Below are 16056 nucleotides of genomic sequence, written 5' to 3' on the forward strand. Positions count from 1 at the left end.
GGAAATAGCTTCTAAAAAACTATAACTTGTTATCTATGATACTTTGTACTATTTCTGGATTTAGAAGTGTAGACACATCACCTAAATTATCCATTTCATTAGCAGCTATTTTACGCAAAATTCTACGCATAATTTTTCCTGAACGTGTTTTAGGCAATCCGTTTGAAAATTGAATTTTATCTAATTTGGCTATAGGGCCAATTTTTTCTGAAATTGCTTGATTGATTTCTTTACGTAGGTTGTCATGATTTCTGCTTTCTCCTGCGTCTTTTAAAATTACATAACCGTACAATGCACTTCCTTTAATATCATGAGGAAAACCAACAATTGCAGACTCTGCTACAGCTGGGTGCTCGTTTATAGCGTCTTCTATAGGCGCTGTACCTAAATTATGTCCAGAAACAATAATAACGTCGTCTACTCTACCTGTTATTCTGTAGTACCCTACCTCATCTCGTAAAGCACCATCGCCTGTAAAATATTTGTTTTGGAATGCAGAAAAATAGGTTTCTTTGTAGCGCTGGTGGTTTCCCCAAATGGTTCTTGCCATACTTGGCCAAGGGTATTTTATACACAACCTACCTTCTACTTGGTTGCCTTTTAATTCTTGTCCGTTTTCATCCATTAAACAAGGTTGAATTCCTATAAATGGTAATGTAGCGTATGTGGGTTTTGTGGGGGTTACGTATGGTATTGGAGTAATCATCATACCGCCTGTTTCTGTTTGCCACCAAGTATCTATAATTGGACTTTTCTTTTTACCCACGTTATCATTATACCAATGCCACGCTTCTTCATTTATAGGCTCTCCTACAGAACCTAACACTTTTAGAGAAGATAAATCATATTTATCAACTAACTCGGTACCATGTTTTGCTAAGGCTCTTATAGCTGTTGGAGCTGTATAGAATTGATTGATGTTGTGTTTTTCTACGATTTGCCAAAATCTACCAAAATCTGGATAACTGGGTACACCTTCAAAAAGTACTGTTGTTGCCCCGTTTAACAAAGGACCATATACAATGTAAGAGTGTCCCGTAATCCAACCAATATCTGCTGTACACCAATACACATCATTTTCTTTGTATTGAAATGCATTTTTAAATGTATAAGCAGTATAAATCATGTAGCCAGCTGTGGTATGTACCATTCCTTTTGGCATTCCTGTAGAGCCTGATGTGTACAAAATAAACAACGGGTCTTCTGCATCCATTGTTGTAGCATCACAAATTGTTGATGCTTTGTCTAACAAAGGTTGCAACCATTGATCACGACCTTGTTTCATGTTGATTTTTGAATTGATCCTCTTAGCTACCAAAACGGTTTCTATGCAAGGGCATTTGTTTAAAGCCTCATCTACAATTCCTTTTAAGTCGATGGTTTTTGCTCCTCTATATGAACCATCAGCAGTAATGACCATTTTACAATCTGCATCATTAATTCTTGTAGCTAATGCTGTAGATGAAAAGCCTGCGAATACAACAGAATGAATAGCGCCTATTCTTGCACAAGCCAATACTGAAATTGCCAATTCTGGAATCATAGGTACATAAATACATACTCTATCTCCTTTTTTAACTCCTTGTTCTTTTAAAACATTTGCAAACTGATTTACTCTTTCAGAAAGTTCTTTATAAGTAATATGTTGGGCTTCTTCATCTGGATTATTAGGCTCAAATAAAATAGCGGTCTTATGTGCTCTAGTAGCTAAATGCCTATCTATACAATTTTCTGTAATGTTTAACTTTGCATTTTTAAACCAAGTTACTTCTGGTTTAGAGAAATCCCACTCTAAAACAGCATCCCACTTTTTTCTCCATAAAAAATGTTCTTCTGCTACTTCTTCCCAAAAATTTTCTGGTTCTCTAACAGATTTTCGATAAACTTGATAATATTCTTCTAAATGTTTGATATGATAATTACTCATAATTCAGTTGCTTGTTTTATACTTTATAAAAATAGAAAATTATATTTGCTTTATGAATATTCAAATTATTTTTGAGTCAATTTTTAATAACTGGCACGTCATTGTGCTTTTTTTGATTGTTGCAATTTTGTACTCATCTGTAGGTTTTGGTGGTGGCTCTAGTTATTTGGCCATACTTGCGTTAACAGGAATAATTTTTACTCAAATACGAGCAACAGCATTATTGTGCAATATTATGGTTGTTAGCAGTAATGTTATTTTATATCATCAACAAAAACAAATAGATTGGAAAAAAATAGGTCCACTCGTTTTTTTGAGCGTACCTCTATCTTTCTTAGGAGGATACCTCAAAATAAACCAACAATTATTTTTTATACTATTAGGGGTTACGCTTTTATTTGCTGCAATTACCATGTGGTTGTCTAAACGTTTTGTTACTGAGAATGACAAGACATCTTCTACAAACCCGTTCAAAAATGCTACTTATGGGGGTATTATTGGATTTATTTCTGGAATGGTTGGTATAGGAGGCGGAATTTTTTTAGCTCCTATTTTACATTTATCAAACTGGGATACGCCTAAAAAAATTGCTGCAACTGCCAGTGTTTTTATTTTGGTTAATTCTACCTCAGGTATATTGGGTCAATATTTGAATCCTAATTTTAATATTGACTGGAATTTAACTTCTGTTTTACTAGGTACCGTTTTTATTGGCGGACAAATAGGGAACAGAATTAGTGCTACCCTGTTTACTCCTATTCTGTTAAAAAAAATTACAGCAGTTTTAATTGCGGTGGTAAGTTTCAGAATTTTAATCAAATATTTGTATTAAAAACTCAAAATTAGTTTAATATATTTGAATCTTAAATGTTAAGCAATTATGTTAGAAATTCTTTTTACCTTAATTATGTTGGTTCTTTTACAAGCTGTATTGGGCTTTGATAATCTTTTGTACATCTCTTTAGAGTCTAAAAAAGCACCAGAAAAAGATCAAAAAAGAGTACGTAAACTAGGTATTTTAATTGCTATCGGATTAAGAATTGTTTTACTTTTCTTACTGGTCTCTATTATCGATTATTTTCAAGAACCGTTTGCTTTTTTAACGGGCGGTATAGATGATATGGTAAAATTTGCATTTAATGGACATAGTATTATTGTGTTAATAGGTGGTGGTTTTATAATTTACACAGCTATCAAAGAAATTTGGCATATGATATCTACAAAAGACTTAGACGCCTCTGAAATGGTAGACACTAGCAGAAATAAGACCGCAAATGCTGCAATTTTTAGTATCGTAATTATGAATTTAGTGTTTTCTTTTGATTCTATTTTGGCTGCTATAGGGTTAACAAACGAGATAGAAAACGCAACTACAGCTTTTATTGTTATGGCTATAGCTATTGTTATTAGCGGTTTAATTATGCTATTTTTAGCAGATAAAGTGTCTACTTTTTTAGCAAAAAATAGAATGTATGAAGTTTTAGGTCTTTTTATCCTCTTTATAGTGGGTATCATGCTTGTGACAGAAGGTGGCCATTTAGCACATATTAAGCTCTTTGGTGAAGAAATAGTGCCCATGAGCAAAACAACTTTCTATTTTGTTATTGCTGTTTTAATTGTCATAGATATAGTGCAAGGAAAATATCAGAAAAAATTGATGTCTGGTAAATAACTAATTTAAAACGATTTTTTATTTAATCTTGTAATTTGTTTTTACATTTAAAACAAATGTATTCTACAGTATTCTTCTAAAACTGTAATTGTAAGAAGAGTTGCTCTAGCAACTTAAGTTTTGGCTAATATATATTACTGATTTGTCGTAAAAAATACCAGCTAAGATTGAGTATTCTATATTTAAAAAAACTCTATACAAATTAACATACTGTTTAATATTTTTAACATTTTATTAAACAATAAAGAGTTATCTTTGTAGGACAAAATAGAAAAGTATACTTCTATATAGCGAATACTATTCGTGAAATAAAAGAAGTTTTTGGTTGATTGTTAAAACCGCTGAATCCATCAGCGGTTTTTTAGTTTATAGAATACGTATCTTGTAATCTTTGAATAATAATTTGATTGATTCTTTTACTAAATTCTGACCTATTTGCATTATATATTTTTAGTTCTTCTACCGAAAAACACCCCACAATACAACCTAAAATTAATGTTCTAAATTTTAAATCTGTTTTTAAAATAGATTGTATTTTTTGACTTTTTTTATCTTTTGATACCAAAGCAAACTCTATTTTTTTTTCAAATAAATAATCTTCAAATAATACTATTAATAATTTATGTTGCATTTTAATTACAGGTCTTATGACTTCATTTTGAAACTTTTCTGTAACTGTTGTGCTCTTGTTTACAATGCTTTGTATAACTGGTCTCTCTTTTTTATTCATCTAACAATTGTGCAAGTTCAAGTTTAAAATCATATTGCAAATCTTCGTGCAGTTTATCTATTGCTTTTTGTATCATTCTTACCTGTGTATCAAAAACATTTTGCAATCTGGTACTTCTTTTTATAGAAGGTTTTAACTCTTTAAGTTTCTTACAGAAATACAATAATAATTCTGCTTCGGTTTCTTTCTTTTTAGAATATCTAATAAATTTCTTAGTAGATGATAATATTTTTCTTACACTTTTTCTAATATAATAAAAACTGTTGGTATTAATTTCTTCAAACTGTACATCCATTTCATCTTTTATAGACTGTATGTACCCTTCTTCATGATGAGATTCAAACAACAAATAGGTAAGTAATTCTTTGTTTTCCTTTTTAAATCTAGACAAATGTAAACACAATTCTTTTAACTCATTAGCTGTTTTATGAGAGAGTTCGTCTTTTAATTGTTTTATAGTTACTGCTTTCATCAGTTCTATTTTTTCTTAAGATAAAAAAGAAAACCTCACAAAATTAAAGTTTGTGAGGTTTTTTTAGTTTACTATTTTGTTTATTGTTCGCTAGGAATGGTAACAACCTCTTCTACTTCTTCCTCATAATCTACACCATCAACTTTAAAACCAAAAAGGTTGTAAAAGTCGTTACTATACCCTTCTAAATCACCAATTTCTGGTAAATTTTCTGATGTAGCTTGCTCCCACAAAGCAGCAACTTCTTCCTGTACATCTTCGTACATCTCCCAATCATCAATCCTAATTCTCCCTTTTTCATCTAACGGTACTTCTGCTTCAGTATACAAACGCTCACTATACAAACGTTGTATTTGTTCTATACAGCCTTCATGAATATCTTTGTTTTTCATTATTTTAAACAGCAATGAAATATAAAGTGGTATTACAGGAATTGCAGAACTTGCTTGGGTTACTAAAGCTTTATTTACAGAAACATATGCTTTACCACCTAAAGGTTTTAAATCATCAGAAATGGTGAAAGCCGTTGCTTCTAAATGATCTTTAGCTGCACCTATGGTTCCGTTTCTATATACAGGTTTTGTAACATCTGGTCCAATATAAGAATAGGCAACTGTGGTAGCTCCTTCTGCCAAAACATCAGCATTTTTTAACGCATCTATCCACATTTTCCAATCTTCACCCCCCATAACTGTTACGGTGTTTTCAATATCTTCTCCTTCTGCTGGTTCTATAGAAACTTCGGAAACTTTACCTGTATGAAAATCTACAGTTTTATTCGTAAATTTTTCTCCAATAGGTTTCAAAACGGATTTATAGCGTTTTCCTGTCTCTGGATGTGTCCTTACGGGTGATGCCAAACTGTAAATTATCAAATCAATTTTACCTAAATCCTCTTTGATTAAAGCAATGGTTTGTTGTTTTATTTCGTTAGAAAACGCATCTCCATTTATACTTTTAGCATACAAGCCTTCTGCATGAGCTTGCTGCTCAAAAGCAGCAGTATTGTAATAGCCTGGTGATGCTGGTCTTCCTGGTTTTGCTGGTTTGTCAAAGAAAACTCCAATTGTTGCAGCATTAGAACCAAAAGCACTTGTAATTCTAGACGCTAAACCAAAACCCGTTGAAGCACCTATTACTAATACTTTTTTTGCACCATCAATTTCTCCTTTAGACTTTATATATTCTATTTGATTAATTACATTTTGTTCGCATCCTTTTGGGTGCGCTGTTAAACAAATAAACCCTCTAACTCTTGGCTCTATTATCATTGTTGTTTGTTTTAAATTCTCGATACTGTTTTTATGATTTCATTTTAAAGTTACTCTGATAGACATCAACAATTGTCATGTTGAGTATATCTGATTTTTTTAAATTACTTTTTTATAGAGGTGTTAGTTTTGGTTGGCTAAAAAAGAGTTTACGTTCTTTTCTACTCTTTGCAATACATCTTCTGTAGTTGCTTTTACAAAAGACTCTCCTGTAATTTGTTCGTATAACTCTATATATCTGTTAGAAATTTCGATTATTTTTTCATCAGACATTTCTGGAATTTGTTGACCTTCTTTTCCTTGAAAACCGTTTTCTATTAACCATTGACGCACAAATTCTTTAGACAATTGTTTTTGAGCTTCATTATTATCTTGTCTTTCTTGATAACCATCAGCATAAAAATAACGAGAAGAGTCTGGTGTATGAATTTCATCAATCAACACAATTTTACCATCTTTAGTTTTACCAAATTCATATTTAGTGTCTACTAAAATCAAACCTCTTTTAGCAGCTATTTCTGTTCCTCTTTGAAATAATGCTCTGGTGTATTTTTCTAAAACAAGGTAATCTTCTTCGGATACAATTCCTTTTGCTAAAATAGCTGATCTAGAGATATCTTCATCGTGCTCTCCATTATCTGCTTTAGTAGACGGCGTAATTATTGGAGTTGGAAATTTATCATTTTCTTTTAAACCTTCTGCCATTTCTACGCCACAAAGTATTCTTTTTCCTAATTTATACTCTCTAGCTGCATGACCTGAAAGGTATCCTCTAATGACCATTTCTACTTTAAAAGGTTCGCACAAATGACCTACAGCTACATTTTCATCTGGATTAGCAATTAACCAATTTGGAACAATATCTGCAGTATCGTTCATCATTTTAGTTGCAATCTGGTTTAAAATTTGCCCTTTAAAAGGTATCTGACGAGGTAAAATAACATCAAAGGCAGAAAGTCTGTCTGAGGCAATCATAACTAAAAGTTCATCGTTAATATTGTAAACCTCTCTTACTTTACCTTTGTATACAGATTTTTGATTTGGAAACTGAAAATTGGTTTCGTTGATTGTGTTCATTATTATAATTGTTATTGCGGCTGCAAAAATAAGCTATCTAAAATTATTTCTTTTTCTTTTCTAGCACTTTTATTTGCTTTAAGTTATCTGTAATAGGTGTGGCTGTAATTACTTTTTCTCCAGGAATAAAATAGAAAAAATATGCTGAGTTTTGCCCTACTTTTCTTACATCTAACCTAGCATTATCTTTAAAAATTAATGTATGGTTTGGAGTTATTTCTTTTTCCATAATCTTATGTTTCATCCCTAATCCATAACCCGTTCTCATAGATACAAAGAGTAAAAAAAACAAAAACATCATTCCTGGAATTAAGTTTTTTTTTTGCTCTAAGTCTGCATATTTTTTATCCCATTTTTCAACATTATACATCTTTTGATACCATTTTTTAACTCTTAGTTTCTTGTATATTTTTGGAGCTACTTTGGTTAAATAAAAATACAATAATGCAAACATAACACCTAATGCTACAGCAAGCACCCAGTTGTTGGTTAACAAACTAATTGGTGAAATAAGAGCATCTAAGATGGTCGTGTAATTAAGATATGAAACACCAAAAATTCCGTAAAAAATGGCATCACTTACAATACCTAAAATAATAAGATACAAATACCCAATATAAAAATAATCTTGGAGTCCTAATTTGTCTTGCTCAATTTTTATCATTCTGTTTCTATGCTTTTGTATGCGGTAATAATTCGTTTTACCAACCTGTGTCTAACTACATCCTTATCATCTAAATACACTTGCGCAATGCCTTCTATATCTTTTAAGGCCAACAAAGATTCTTTAAGACCAGAAACTTGTTTGCGCGGTAAATCTATCTGACCAGGATCTCCAGTAATGATAAACTTTGCATGCATTCCCATTCTGGTTAAAAACATTTTCATCTGACTATGTGTAGTATTTTGAGCTTCGTCTAAAATTACAAAAGCATTATCTAAGGTTCTACCTCTCATAAATGCCAATGGTGCAATTTGTATCACCCCTTTTTCGAGATGCGATTCTAGTTTTTCATGCGGAATCATATCTCGTAAAGCATCATACAAAGGTTGCATGTAAGGATCTAATTTTTCTTTTAAATCTCCTGGTAAAAAACCTAAATTTTCTCCAGATTCTACTGCGGGTCTTGTTAAAATAATTCTTCTAACTTCTTTTTCTTTTAATGCTTTTACAGCCAGAGCAACTGCTGTATATGTTTTACCCGTTCCTGCAGGCCCTACTGCAAACAGCATATCATTTTTTTGCATAAGCGTTACCATCTTACGTTGGTTTTCTGTTTGAGCTTTAATTAACTTTCCGCTAACTCCGTGTACCAAAACATCTTTGGCATTTCTTGCTGTTTTGGTTTGCTCTTCGTTTCCATTAGAGGTTAAAATACGCTCTATGCTATTTTCGTCTAATTTATTATACCTATTAAAATACTTAATCAACCGTTCTAAACGAGTTTCAAATTCGTTTAAAATATCTGGTTCTCCATAAATTTTGAGTTTAGACCCACGAGCAACAATTTTAATTTTAGGAAAATATCTTTTTAATTGCTCAATAGTACTATTGTGTGCGCCAAAAAAATCTTTAGGATTGATTTCTGTAAGCTCTATAATGCGTTCGTTCAAATGATAATTTTTTGTTAATGGTTATCGTTATTAATTCAACTAAAAATAGTAATTTAAAATACTAAAATGATTAGATTTGCGTAAACTAATTAACAACTTTTACACAATTCATTAACAGCAGAAATTAATGTCTATAATTACATTAACTACAGATTTTGGAACAAAAGACCACTTTGTGGGTGCTGTTAAAGGCGCTATTTATTCTGAGCTTTCTGATGCTACAATTATAGATATTACCCATCAAATATCTCCGTTTAACATTACAGAAACGGCTTATATATTAAAAAACTCTTACAAGAGTTTTCCTGACGGAACCATACATATTGTGGGTGTCGATTCTGAATTAAGTGCAGACAATAAACACATTGCCTTAGCTCTAGATAATCATTTTTTTGTCTGTCCTGATAATGGATTAATTTCTATGATTGCCTCAGAAATTAATCCTACTAAAATTGTAGAAATCAATATTCATGACAGAATAGAAAGCAGTTTTCCTGTATTAGATGTTTTTGTTCAAGTGGCTTGTTTTATTGCTAGAGGAGGCAATTTAACCGTTATTGGAAAAGAAATTAAAGAGTTTAAAAAGCTTGTTGAAATTAAGCCCAAAGTAAATCAAGCCCAAAACCAAATTATTGGGGGTGTTATGTATATTGATAATTATGGAAACGTAATTACTAATATTAATAAAAAAATGTTTCAAGATATTGGTAAAGGTAGACGCTTTAAAGTAACTGCTAGACGTTATTCTTTTACGAAAATATTTACGAGATACAATGAAATTACAGGCAATAGTGCCCATGATAGCACTCAATTTGATGGAAGTAAGCTAGCTATTTTTAATTCAGCTGGTTTTTTAGAAATTGCTATTTATAGAAGTAATTTAGCTACTGTTGGGGGCGCATCTACGCTGTTAGGATTACACTATAGAGATGCTATTACTATTGAATTTTTTAACGATTCTAAACCAGATTTTACACCCTTAAGCTAAACTATGTTTGTACGAATTGTAAAAATGAGTTTTCATCAAAAACACATTAAAGAATTTTTAATGATGTTTGAAAAAAAGAAAGCCTTAATTAGAGCTTCTAAAGGATGTCAATTACTTGAACTATATCAAGATAAAAATAGCCCTGAAATCTTTTTTACGTACTCTTATTGGAATACCGAACAAGATTTAGAAAACTATAGAAATTCTGAGTTCTTTATATCTACATGGCAACAAACCAAATTGTATTTTAATGGTAAACCAGAAGCTTGGAGTGTGGATAAAAGAGAAAGTTTACAATAAAATTACAAGTTAACGAAATAAAAAAATGTTATCAATTTTAAAAAAAGAATTCAACTCGTTTTTTGCAAGTCCTATTGCCTATTTGGTTATTGGTGTTTTTTTGTTGATAAACGGATTATTTTTATGGGTTTTTAAAGATAATTTTAATATTTTAAACGCTGGTTTTGCAGATTTAAATCCGTTTTTCTTTTTAGCACCTTGGGTGTTTCTTTTTTTGATTCCTGCTATTACTATGAAGAGTTTTGCAGATGAATTTAATAATGGAACCATAGAACTTCTAAAAACAAACCCCATTTCTGATTGGCAAATTGTTATGGGTAAATTTTGGGCTTCGCTTCTGCTAGTAGTTGTAGCTTTAATACCTACACTTACATATATATACACAATTTATAACTTAGGAAATCCTGTTGGAAATATTGATTTTGGAAGTATTATAGGCTCTTACATTGGTTTGCTTTTTTTAGCATCAACGTACACCGCAGTGGGTTTGTTTACGTCTACATTATCTAAAAATCAAATTGTTGCGTTTATTTTGGGTGTTTTTATAACCTTCTTGTTATATTATGGTTTTGATGCCATATCAAATTCTTTAAACAATCTGCTTGTAAAAAAAATAGGTATTCATGAACATTTTAAAAGTATTTCTAGAGGTGTTATAGATACAAGAGATCTTATTTATTTTATTAGTGCTACTTTTTTCTTTTTATTCATCACTAAAATTCGCTTAGAAAATGAATAAAAAAATCAAAAATATCGTTCTTTTAATCGTTGGTTTTGTTATTGTACAATTTATAAGTGAGTTATTTTACAAACGTTTTGATCTAACTGCAGACAAACGATATACCCTCTCTGAAACTACAAAAGAAATTCTTTCTACTATTGATAAGACTCTTTTTATTACTGTTTATTTAGAGGGAGATTTTCCATCAGAATTTAAAAGACTTCAGGTTGAAACAGGTCAGTATTTAGAAGAATTAGCTTCTAAAAACTCCAATATCAAAATTACTTTTGAAGTTCCAGACAATCAACGAGAAGACTTAATTAAACGTGGCATGATGCCTAGTCAACTCACCGTTGAAGAACAAGGAAAACTCTCTGAAGCTATTATCTTTCCTTGGGCAGAAGTAGCTTACGGAAAAAAATCTACCATTGTTGCGCTGTTACCTAATGCCATTGTTGCTTCTCAAGAAGAACAGTTGCAAAAAGCTATTGAAAACTTAGAATATAGTTTTTCCAATGCCATAAATTCTATAACGCAAACAAGACAAAAAAAAGTTGCAATTATTACTGGAAACGGAGAATTACAAGATATATATCAGTACAGTTTTTTAAGTGAAATTGCTAAAAAATATAGGCTGGCAAAGTTTACTTTAGATTCGGTTGCCACCTCACCACAACAAACATTACAAGATTTAACAGATTTAGATGTAGCCATAATTGCTAAACCTACAGAAAAATTTACAGCAGCAGAAAAATTTACTCTCGATCAGTTTATTATGAACGGAGGTAAAACGCTTTGGATGATTGACAACGTTAATGCAGACCAAGATAGTTTGTTTAAAACAGGTAAATTGTTAGCCTATCCTAGAGATCTAAACCTTACAGACTTGTTATTTACATACGGTGTACGAATTAACACATCTTTAATTAAAGATTTGTATGCTGCCCAAATTCCGCTAGCAACGGGGAAAGTTGGCAATCAAACACAGTTTAAAAACTTAGATTGGTTTTATCATCCTTTGGTTGGCGCAAATCCAAATCATCCTATAACAAAAAATGTTGCTTCAGTACGTTTGCAGTATGCAAATCAAATAGACACGTTAAAAAACAATATTAAAAAGACTCCTCTTTTGCTAAGTTCTGCCTTAACCCAAAAAGTAGGAACGCCTACTTTTATTGATTTACAATCTATTGCAGAAGAAGTAATAGAGACCAATTACAATGATGGGAATCAAGTATTTGCTACACTTTTGGAAGGCGATTTTAATTCTGCCTTCAAAAATAGAGTTCACCCTTTTACATCTCCTCTTTTTAAAGAACAGGCTACAGCTAATAAAATGATTATTATTGCTGATGGTGATATTGGTAAAAATCAAATTTTAAAAGGAAAGCCTTACGATTTAGCAAGGGATAAATGGACCAATCAAACTTTTGGCAACAAAGATTTTTTACTTAATAGTGTTAATTATTTATTAGATGATTCTGGACTAATCAATCTTAGAAACAAGACCTTAAAAATTAAAACATTAGACAAACAAAAGACGTATAAAGAACGTATTTTCTGGCAGTTTTTAAATGTGGTTTTACCACTTCTAATTTTATTTGGGTTTGGTTTTGGGTTTACTTATCTTAGAAAAAGAAGGTATAGTTAGTTGTAAAAAGCGTATAAGCTATCAACCCAATTTTCAGTTAGTAAATCAACTAAACTCATAAACTTAAGCATTCAATTTTCAAGCTAAATAATCAACAAATTATCATGAACAAACGTATAATTTAGTTTTGCCATTACTTTATCAGCTGCAATAATTTTCCACTTACACGCATTTTCTACTTTAAAATTGGGCAATTCAAAACCTTTACTTTCTCTAGCATTTATGTAAAAATCTCTTCTAGTAGGATGATGGTTAGCACATGCGTTAAACGTTTCGTTCCAACAATTTTGATTGATAACTTCATGAATAATATTGATGCAATCTTCTTGATGAATCATGTTTACAAAACCATTGGGTTGCGGAATTGCACGTGCATTTCTAAACCAATTTCCTGGGTGTCTTTTGTCTCCAAACAAACCTGCAAATCGTATAATTGTGGTTTCAAAAAAAGTATTTTCTCTAAATAGGTTTTCAATTTCTACTAATGGGTTATTTCTATCAACATCATCTAATTCTGTCATTACTTTATTATTTCTAGGATAGACAGAAGTAGAACTTATAAAAATTACCTTTTGAATAGAAGAACCTTGAATTTGAGCTATCAGGTTTTCAAAACCATCTATATCTTTGGATGTAATCGCAACAATTAAAATATCCGATTGCAAAAAGAAATCATACTCTTCAAAATCTGAAATATTTACTAAATACGGTTCAATTTTTAGAGCTTCTAAAGTAGCAATTTTATCTTCTGATGTAGTAGACCCTTTTACCAAAAAACCATCTTCTATAAAAGAAACTGCTAAAGGTTTACCTAACCAGCCACATCCTAAAACACTAATCTTATTCATAAAATGAAAAAATATTAATTTATAAAACTTAATGTTATTTGTGCAAAATTACTGGTATTTACTAACAATTAGAATCATCACAACAGTTTTCGTCTTTTACCAATTTGCAAGAAGCTACTGCTAATAAAGCTCCTAAAACTGGTGCAATCATATATAACCACAAGTTTTTAATATTACCAGAAACAATATTTGGCGCCAAAGAACGAGCAGGATTCATAGATGCATTTGTTATTGGACCAGCAAACAAAGCCTCTAACAGCACTACTGCTCCTACAGCTATTCCTGCTACTACACCTATTTCTTTACTTCCTGTAGACACATTAATAATAACTACCATCAAAAAAAACGTTAAGAGTAACTCTAATACAAATGCTCTCCCAACGTCTACTGTAGGTATTGTTGAGCCTAAAAATTCGCTTGTTGGAAATAAGAATACTAAAATTAAACTTGCTGCAAAAGCCCCTAATATTTGAGCAACAATGTATTTAGGTACTTCTTTCCAAGCAAACTTTTTTGCGTAAGCAAATGCAATGGTTACTGCTGGATTAAAGTGGGCTCCAGAAGTTTCGCCAAAGGCATAAATCATTGCCATTACAATTAACCCCCAAGTAATTCCTATACCTACGTGTGTTACCTCGCCTCCGGTTACTTCGTTAATTGTCATTGCGCCAGTACCACAAAAAATTAGTGAAAAAGTGCCAATAAATTCAGATATATATTTCTTCATAATCATAATGATATCAGTGCAAAGATACGCCTCCTTATTTTAAGTTTTTGTTAACGTTTACTGTTTTTTGAAATTGTAATTTTGAAGGTAATAAATTTAAAATTTTAAAAATGAAAAAAATTATATTAGCCTTATTTGTTGCTAGTTTTACACTTTCTACTACAGCTCAAATAAAAACACCAGCTCCAAGTCCTTCGCAAAAAATTGAACAAAAAGTTGGTTTGACAGATGTTACTATTGAGTACTCTAGACCAGGAATGAAAGGGAGAACAATTTTTGGAGATTTAGTGCCTTATGGTAAAGTATGGAGAACTGGAGCTAATGCCAATACTAAATTGACTTTTTCTAGTGATTTTATGATTGACGGAAAAAAATTGAAAAAAGGAACGTATGCTTTATATACTATTCCTAATAAAAAATCTTGGGATATTATTTTATATTCTGATGCATCTAACTGGGGAAACCCAAGAAAATGGGATGAGACTAAAGTTGCTGCTAAAACAACTGTTACTCCAGAAAAAATGCCAATGGACATAGAAACATTTACAATTACTTTTGATGATGTTACTAACAATTCTGCTGTTTTGGGAATTCTTTGGGAGAATATTTATGCTGGTTTAAAATTTGAAACACCAACAGATGCAATGGTTTCTTCTAGTATAGACAAAGTAATGAATGGCCCAACTGCTAACGATATGTATGGAGCTGCGGTATATTATTTGGAAGCTGGAAAAGATATTAAACAAGCCCAAGAATGGATAGATAAAGCTGTTGCTATGACAGCAGACAAACCACGTTTTTGGTATTTACGTCAGCAATCTTTAATTCATGCAAAAGCTGGTAATACAAAAAGTGCAATAGCTGCTGCAAAAAAATCTTTAAAGTACGCCACTGAAGCTGGAAATGCAGGATATATAAAACTGAATACAGCATCTCTAAAAGAATGGGGAGCAATGTAGTTTCTTTCTTTTCTTATAAAATAAAAAAATCTCAAGTATTAACTTGAGATTTTTTTATTTTATATACCTATAAATATCATTAAGTACTAGAAAATGTAAACTAAATCTTAGCTAAAATAGTTTCTATATTATGTTTTTTAGCCAAATCTGAACCTTCACTTAAAGTGGCTGCAACACCACAGGCAACTCCCGAGCGTAACATGTCTTTAGGACTTTTGTTATGCACAATTGCATAAATTAAACCAGCAACCATACTATCTCCAGCACCTATAGTACTTTTTACCTCTATTTTAGGTGCTTGTACATGTACAATTCCGTTTTTATGCGCCATAAATGCTCCGTCTTTCCCTAAAGAAACCACAACATATTTTACTTTTTCAGCAATAATCATTTGCATTGCAAAATCTTCTTTTTCTTTAATTGTCATATCTTCTTTACCCGCCAATGCACACAATTCTTTTTGGTTGGGTTTTATTAAAAACAATTTATTTTTTACAACCTCATGAAAAGCAACTCCAGAAGTATCTACAATTATTTTTACTTTTTTAGCCTGTAGACTTTTTACTATTTTTGAGTAGTAGTTTATTGGAAGTCCTTTTGGTAAACTGCCACTAATTACAAAAATATCTCCAGTAGTTACTTCTTTATTAATTACATTTTCTAAAGCAGTCATATCTTCTTCTAAAAATGTTGTTGTAGGCATTCCAAAACGATATTGTAATTGAGTTTCTGTATTAAAAACCGCAAAATTTTCTCTTGTTAAAACAGATATTTCTGTGTTAACTACATTTACTTTTTGCTCTTGCAATAGCTCTACTAAGTGTTCTCCTGTTTTTCCTCCATAAGGAAACAAACAACTACTTTTTACTTCTAATCTATCTAAAACTCTAGAAATATTAATTCCACCACCTCCAGGGTGATAGGTTATATCATAGCATTCTAATTTATCAAAAGGAGACATTTTATCTATTTTCGCACTTTTGTCTAATGCAGGGTTTACAGTGAGGGTAACTACTTTCATTTCTATTTTTTATATAGTAAAGATAATTAGTTTTTTTACTTTTATTACCTTATTGTTTAAAATAGAAATAGTAGTTGT

At 31.2% G+C, this 16056-nt stretch carries 17 protein-coding genes; 7 read left to right on the forward strand and 10 right to left on the reverse strand.

The features are described from left to right. Positions 1–19: 19 nt before the first annotated feature. The gene (acs, locus tag DUT90_RS04495) at positions 20–1927 is read right to left on the reverse strand and encodes an acetate--CoA ligase (RefSeq protein WP_114425803.1); all 1908 of its coding nucleotides are present in this window, start codon (positions 1925–1927) and stop codon (positions 20–22) included. A gap of 52 nt (positions 1928–1979) precedes the next feature. On the opposite strand from acs, the gene DUT90_RS04500 reads away from it, so the two are divergent. Both DUT90_RS04500 and DUT90_RS04505 read left to right on the forward strand, forming a co-directional pair. After that, entirely contained in the window at positions 1980–2759 is a 780-nt protein-coding gene (locus DUT90_RS04500; RefSeq protein ID WP_114425805.1) for a sulfite exporter TauE/SafE family protein, read from the forward strand. 48 nt (positions 2760–2807) lie between these two features. Next, positions 2808–3599, forward strand: coding sequence for a TerC family protein (locus DUT90_RS04505; protein WP_114425807.1), 792 nt, complete (start codon positions 2808–2810; stop codon positions 3597–3599). A 361-nt stretch (positions 3600–3960) separates the two neighbouring features. Here DUT90_RS04505 and DUT90_RS04510 read toward each other — a convergent pair whose 3' ends face one another. The 6 genes from DUT90_RS04510 to DUT90_RS04535 all read right to left on the reverse strand — a co-directional run bounded on the left by DUT90_RS04510 (position 3961) and on the right by DUT90_RS04535 (position 8763). Next, positions 3961–4329: a glyoxalase gene (locus DUT90_RS04510; RefSeq protein ID WP_114425808.1), complete on the reverse strand. Its 369-nt coding sequence runs from the start codon at positions 4327–4329 to the stop codon at positions 3961–3963. Beyond that, a complete protein-coding gene (locus DUT90_RS04515; protein WP_114425810.1) occupies positions 4322–4801 on the reverse strand; it encodes a hypothetical protein in 480 nt (159 codons plus the stop codon). The genes DUT90_RS04510 and DUT90_RS04515 overlap by 8 nt, the downstream gene beginning before the upstream one ends. Before the next feature lie 80 nt (positions 4802–4881). Further along, positions 4882–6072 carry an enoyl-ACP reductase FabV gene (gene fabV, locus DUT90_RS04520; RefSeq protein WP_114425812.1) on the reverse strand — a complete coding sequence of 397 codons (1191 nt, stop codon included), beginning with the start codon at positions 6070–6072 and terminating at the stop codon, positions 4882–4884. A 123-nt stretch (positions 6073–6195) separates the two neighbouring features. Then, entirely contained in the window at positions 6196–7149 is a 954-nt protein-coding gene (locus DUT90_RS04525) for a phosphoribosylaminoimidazolesuccinocarboxamide synthase (protein WP_114425814.1), read from the reverse strand. Between the two features lie 43 nt (positions 7150–7192). Continuing rightward, complete coding sequence (locus DUT90_RS04530) at positions 7193–7813, reverse strand: hypothetical protein (RefSeq protein WP_114425816.1); 621 nt, start codon at positions 7811–7813, stop codon at positions 7193–7195. Next, positions 7810–8763 carry a PhoH family protein gene (locus tag DUT90_RS04535; protein WP_114425818.1) on the reverse strand — a complete coding sequence of 318 codons (954 nt, stop codon included), beginning with the start codon at positions 8761–8763 and terminating at the stop codon, positions 7810–7812. Before DUT90_RS04535 ends, DUT90_RS04530 begins: the two co-directional genes overlap by 4 nt. A gap of 127 nt (positions 8764–8890) precedes the next feature. Between DUT90_RS04535 and DUT90_RS04540 the strand changes: the two genes are divergently transcribed. From DUT90_RS04540 to gldG, 4 genes are read left to right on the forward strand one after another with little or no spacing between them, the layout of a single operon-like run. Then, positions 8891–9751: an S-adenosyl-l-methionine hydroxide adenosyltransferase family protein gene (locus DUT90_RS04540; protein WP_114425820.1), complete on the forward strand. Its 861-nt coding sequence runs from the start codon at positions 8891–8893 to the stop codon at positions 9749–9751. A 3-nt stretch (positions 9752–9754) separates the two neighbouring features. Beyond that, positions 9755–10051 (forward strand): putative quinol monooxygenase, encoded by a 297-nt coding sequence (locus DUT90_RS04545; protein WP_114425821.1) that lies wholly within the window; start codon positions 9755–9757, stop codon positions 10049–10051. 25 nt (positions 10052–10076) lie between these two features. Next, the gene (gene gldF, locus DUT90_RS04550) at positions 10077–10790 is read left to right on the forward strand and encodes a gliding motility-associated ABC transporter permease subunit GldF (protein ID WP_114425823.1); all 714 of its coding nucleotides are present in this window, start codon (positions 10077–10079) and stop codon (positions 10788–10790) included. Continuing rightward, the gene (gene gldG, locus DUT90_RS04555) at positions 10783–12423 is read left to right on the forward strand and encodes a gliding motility-associated ABC transporter substrate-binding protein GldG (protein ID WP_114425825.1); all 1641 of its coding nucleotides are present in this window, start codon (positions 10783–10785) and stop codon (positions 12421–12423) included. The genes gldF and gldG overlap by 8 nt, the downstream gene beginning before the upstream one ends. A gap of 83 nt (positions 12424–12506) precedes the next feature. On the opposite strand, the gene DUT90_RS04560 is transcribed toward gldG, so the two are convergent. Both DUT90_RS04560 and DUT90_RS04565 read right to left on the reverse strand, forming a co-directional pair. Next, positions 12507–13271, reverse strand: a complete 765-nt coding sequence (locus DUT90_RS04560; protein ID WP_114425826.1) for a dTDP-glucose 4,6-dehydratase — start codon at positions 13269–13271, stop codon at positions 12507–12509. 61 nt (positions 13272–13332) lie between these two features. Further along, on the reverse strand, positions 13333–13998 hold the full coding sequence (locus tag DUT90_RS04565; protein WP_181858143.1) for an MIP/aquaporin family protein: 666 nt from the start codon (positions 13996–13998) through the stop codon (positions 13333–13335). 110 nt (positions 13999–14108) lie between these two features. Here DUT90_RS04565 and DUT90_RS04570 point away from each other — a divergent pair, with 110 nt between their 5' ends. Next, positions 14109–14957 carry a DUF2911 domain-containing protein gene (locus DUT90_RS04570; RefSeq protein ID WP_114425830.1) on the forward strand — a complete coding sequence of 283 codons (849 nt, stop codon included), beginning with the start codon at positions 14109–14111 and terminating at the stop codon, positions 14955–14957. 100 nt (positions 14958–15057) lie between these two features. On the opposite strand, the gene DUT90_RS04575 is transcribed toward DUT90_RS04570, so the two are convergent. Next, the gene (locus tag DUT90_RS04575; RefSeq protein ID WP_114425832.1) at positions 15058–15978 is read right to left on the reverse strand and encodes a 1-phosphofructokinase family hexose kinase; all 921 of its coding nucleotides are present in this window, start codon (positions 15976–15978) and stop codon (positions 15058–15060) included. Positions 15979–16056: the final 78 nt, after the last annotated feature.

The sequence above is a fragment of the Polaribacter sp. WD7 genome, from assembly GCF_003335085.1.
Lineage (GTDB): Bacteria > Bacteroidota > Bacteroidia > Flavobacteriales > Flavobacteriaceae > Polaribacter.

What these genes read in the sequence shown, in the direction of transcription:
- DUT90_RS04540 (WP_114425820.1), top strand. Translation starts at nt 8,891, where the DNA reads ATGTCTATAATTACATTAACTACAGATTTTGGAACAAAAGACCACTTT.
- DUT90_RS04500 (WP_114425805.1), top strand. Translation starts at nt 1,980, where the DNA reads ATGAATATTCAAATTATTTTTGAGTCAATTTTTAATAACTGGCACGTC.
- fabV (WP_114425812.1), bottom strand. Translation starts at nt 6,072, where the DNA reads ATGATAATAGAGCCAAGAGTTAGAGGGTTTATTTGTTTAACAGCGCAC.
- DUT90_RS04560 (WP_114425826.1), bottom strand. Translation starts at nt 13,271, where the DNA reads ATGAATAAGATTAGTGTTTTAGGATGTGGCTGGTTAGGTAAACCTTTA.
- DUT90_RS04545 (WP_114425821.1), top strand. Translation starts at nt 9,755, where the DNA reads ATGTTTGTACGAATTGTAAAAATGAGTTTTCATCAAAAACACATTAAA.
- gldF (WP_114425823.1), top strand. Translation starts at nt 10,077, where the DNA reads ATGTTATCAATTTTAAAAAAAGAATTCAACTCGTTTTTTGCAAGTCCT.
- DUT90_RS04525 (WP_114425814.1), bottom strand. Translation starts at nt 7,149, where the DNA reads ATGAACACAATCAACGAAACCAATTTTCAGTTTCCAAATCAAAAATCT.
- DUT90_RS04570 (WP_114425830.1), top strand. Translation starts at nt 14,109, where the DNA reads ATGAAAAAAATTATATTAGCCTTATTTGTTGCTAGTTTTACACTTTCT.
- DUT90_RS04530 (WP_114425816.1), bottom strand. Translation starts at nt 7,813, where the DNA reads ATGATAAAAATTGAGCAAGACAAATTAGGACTCCAAGATTATTTTTAT.
- DUT90_RS04515 (WP_114425810.1), bottom strand. Translation starts at nt 4,801, where the DNA reads ATGAAAGCAGTAACTATAAAACAATTAAAAGACGAACTCTCTCATAAA.
- DUT90_RS04565 (WP_181858143.1), bottom strand. Translation starts at nt 13,998, where the DNA reads ATGAAGAAATATATATCTGAATTTATTGGCACTTTTTCACTAATTTTT.
- gldG (WP_114425825.1), top strand. Translation starts at nt 10,783, where the DNA reads ATGAATAAAAAAATCAAAAATATCGTTCTTTTAATCGTTGGTTTTGTT.
- acs (WP_114425803.1), bottom strand. Translation starts at nt 1,927, where the DNA reads ATGAGTAATTATCATATCAAACATTTAGAAGAATATTATCAAGTTTAT.
- DUT90_RS04510 (WP_114425808.1), bottom strand. Translation starts at nt 4,329, where the DNA reads ATGAATAAAAAAGAGAGACCAGTTATACAAAGCATTGTAAACAAGAGC.
- DUT90_RS04575 (WP_114425832.1), bottom strand. Translation starts at nt 15,978, where the DNA reads ATGAAAGTAGTTACCCTCACTGTAAACCCTGCATTAGACAAAAGTGCG.
- DUT90_RS04505 (WP_114425807.1), top strand. Translation starts at nt 2,808, where the DNA reads ATGTTAGAAATTCTTTTTACCTTAATTATGTTGGTTCTTTTACAAGCT.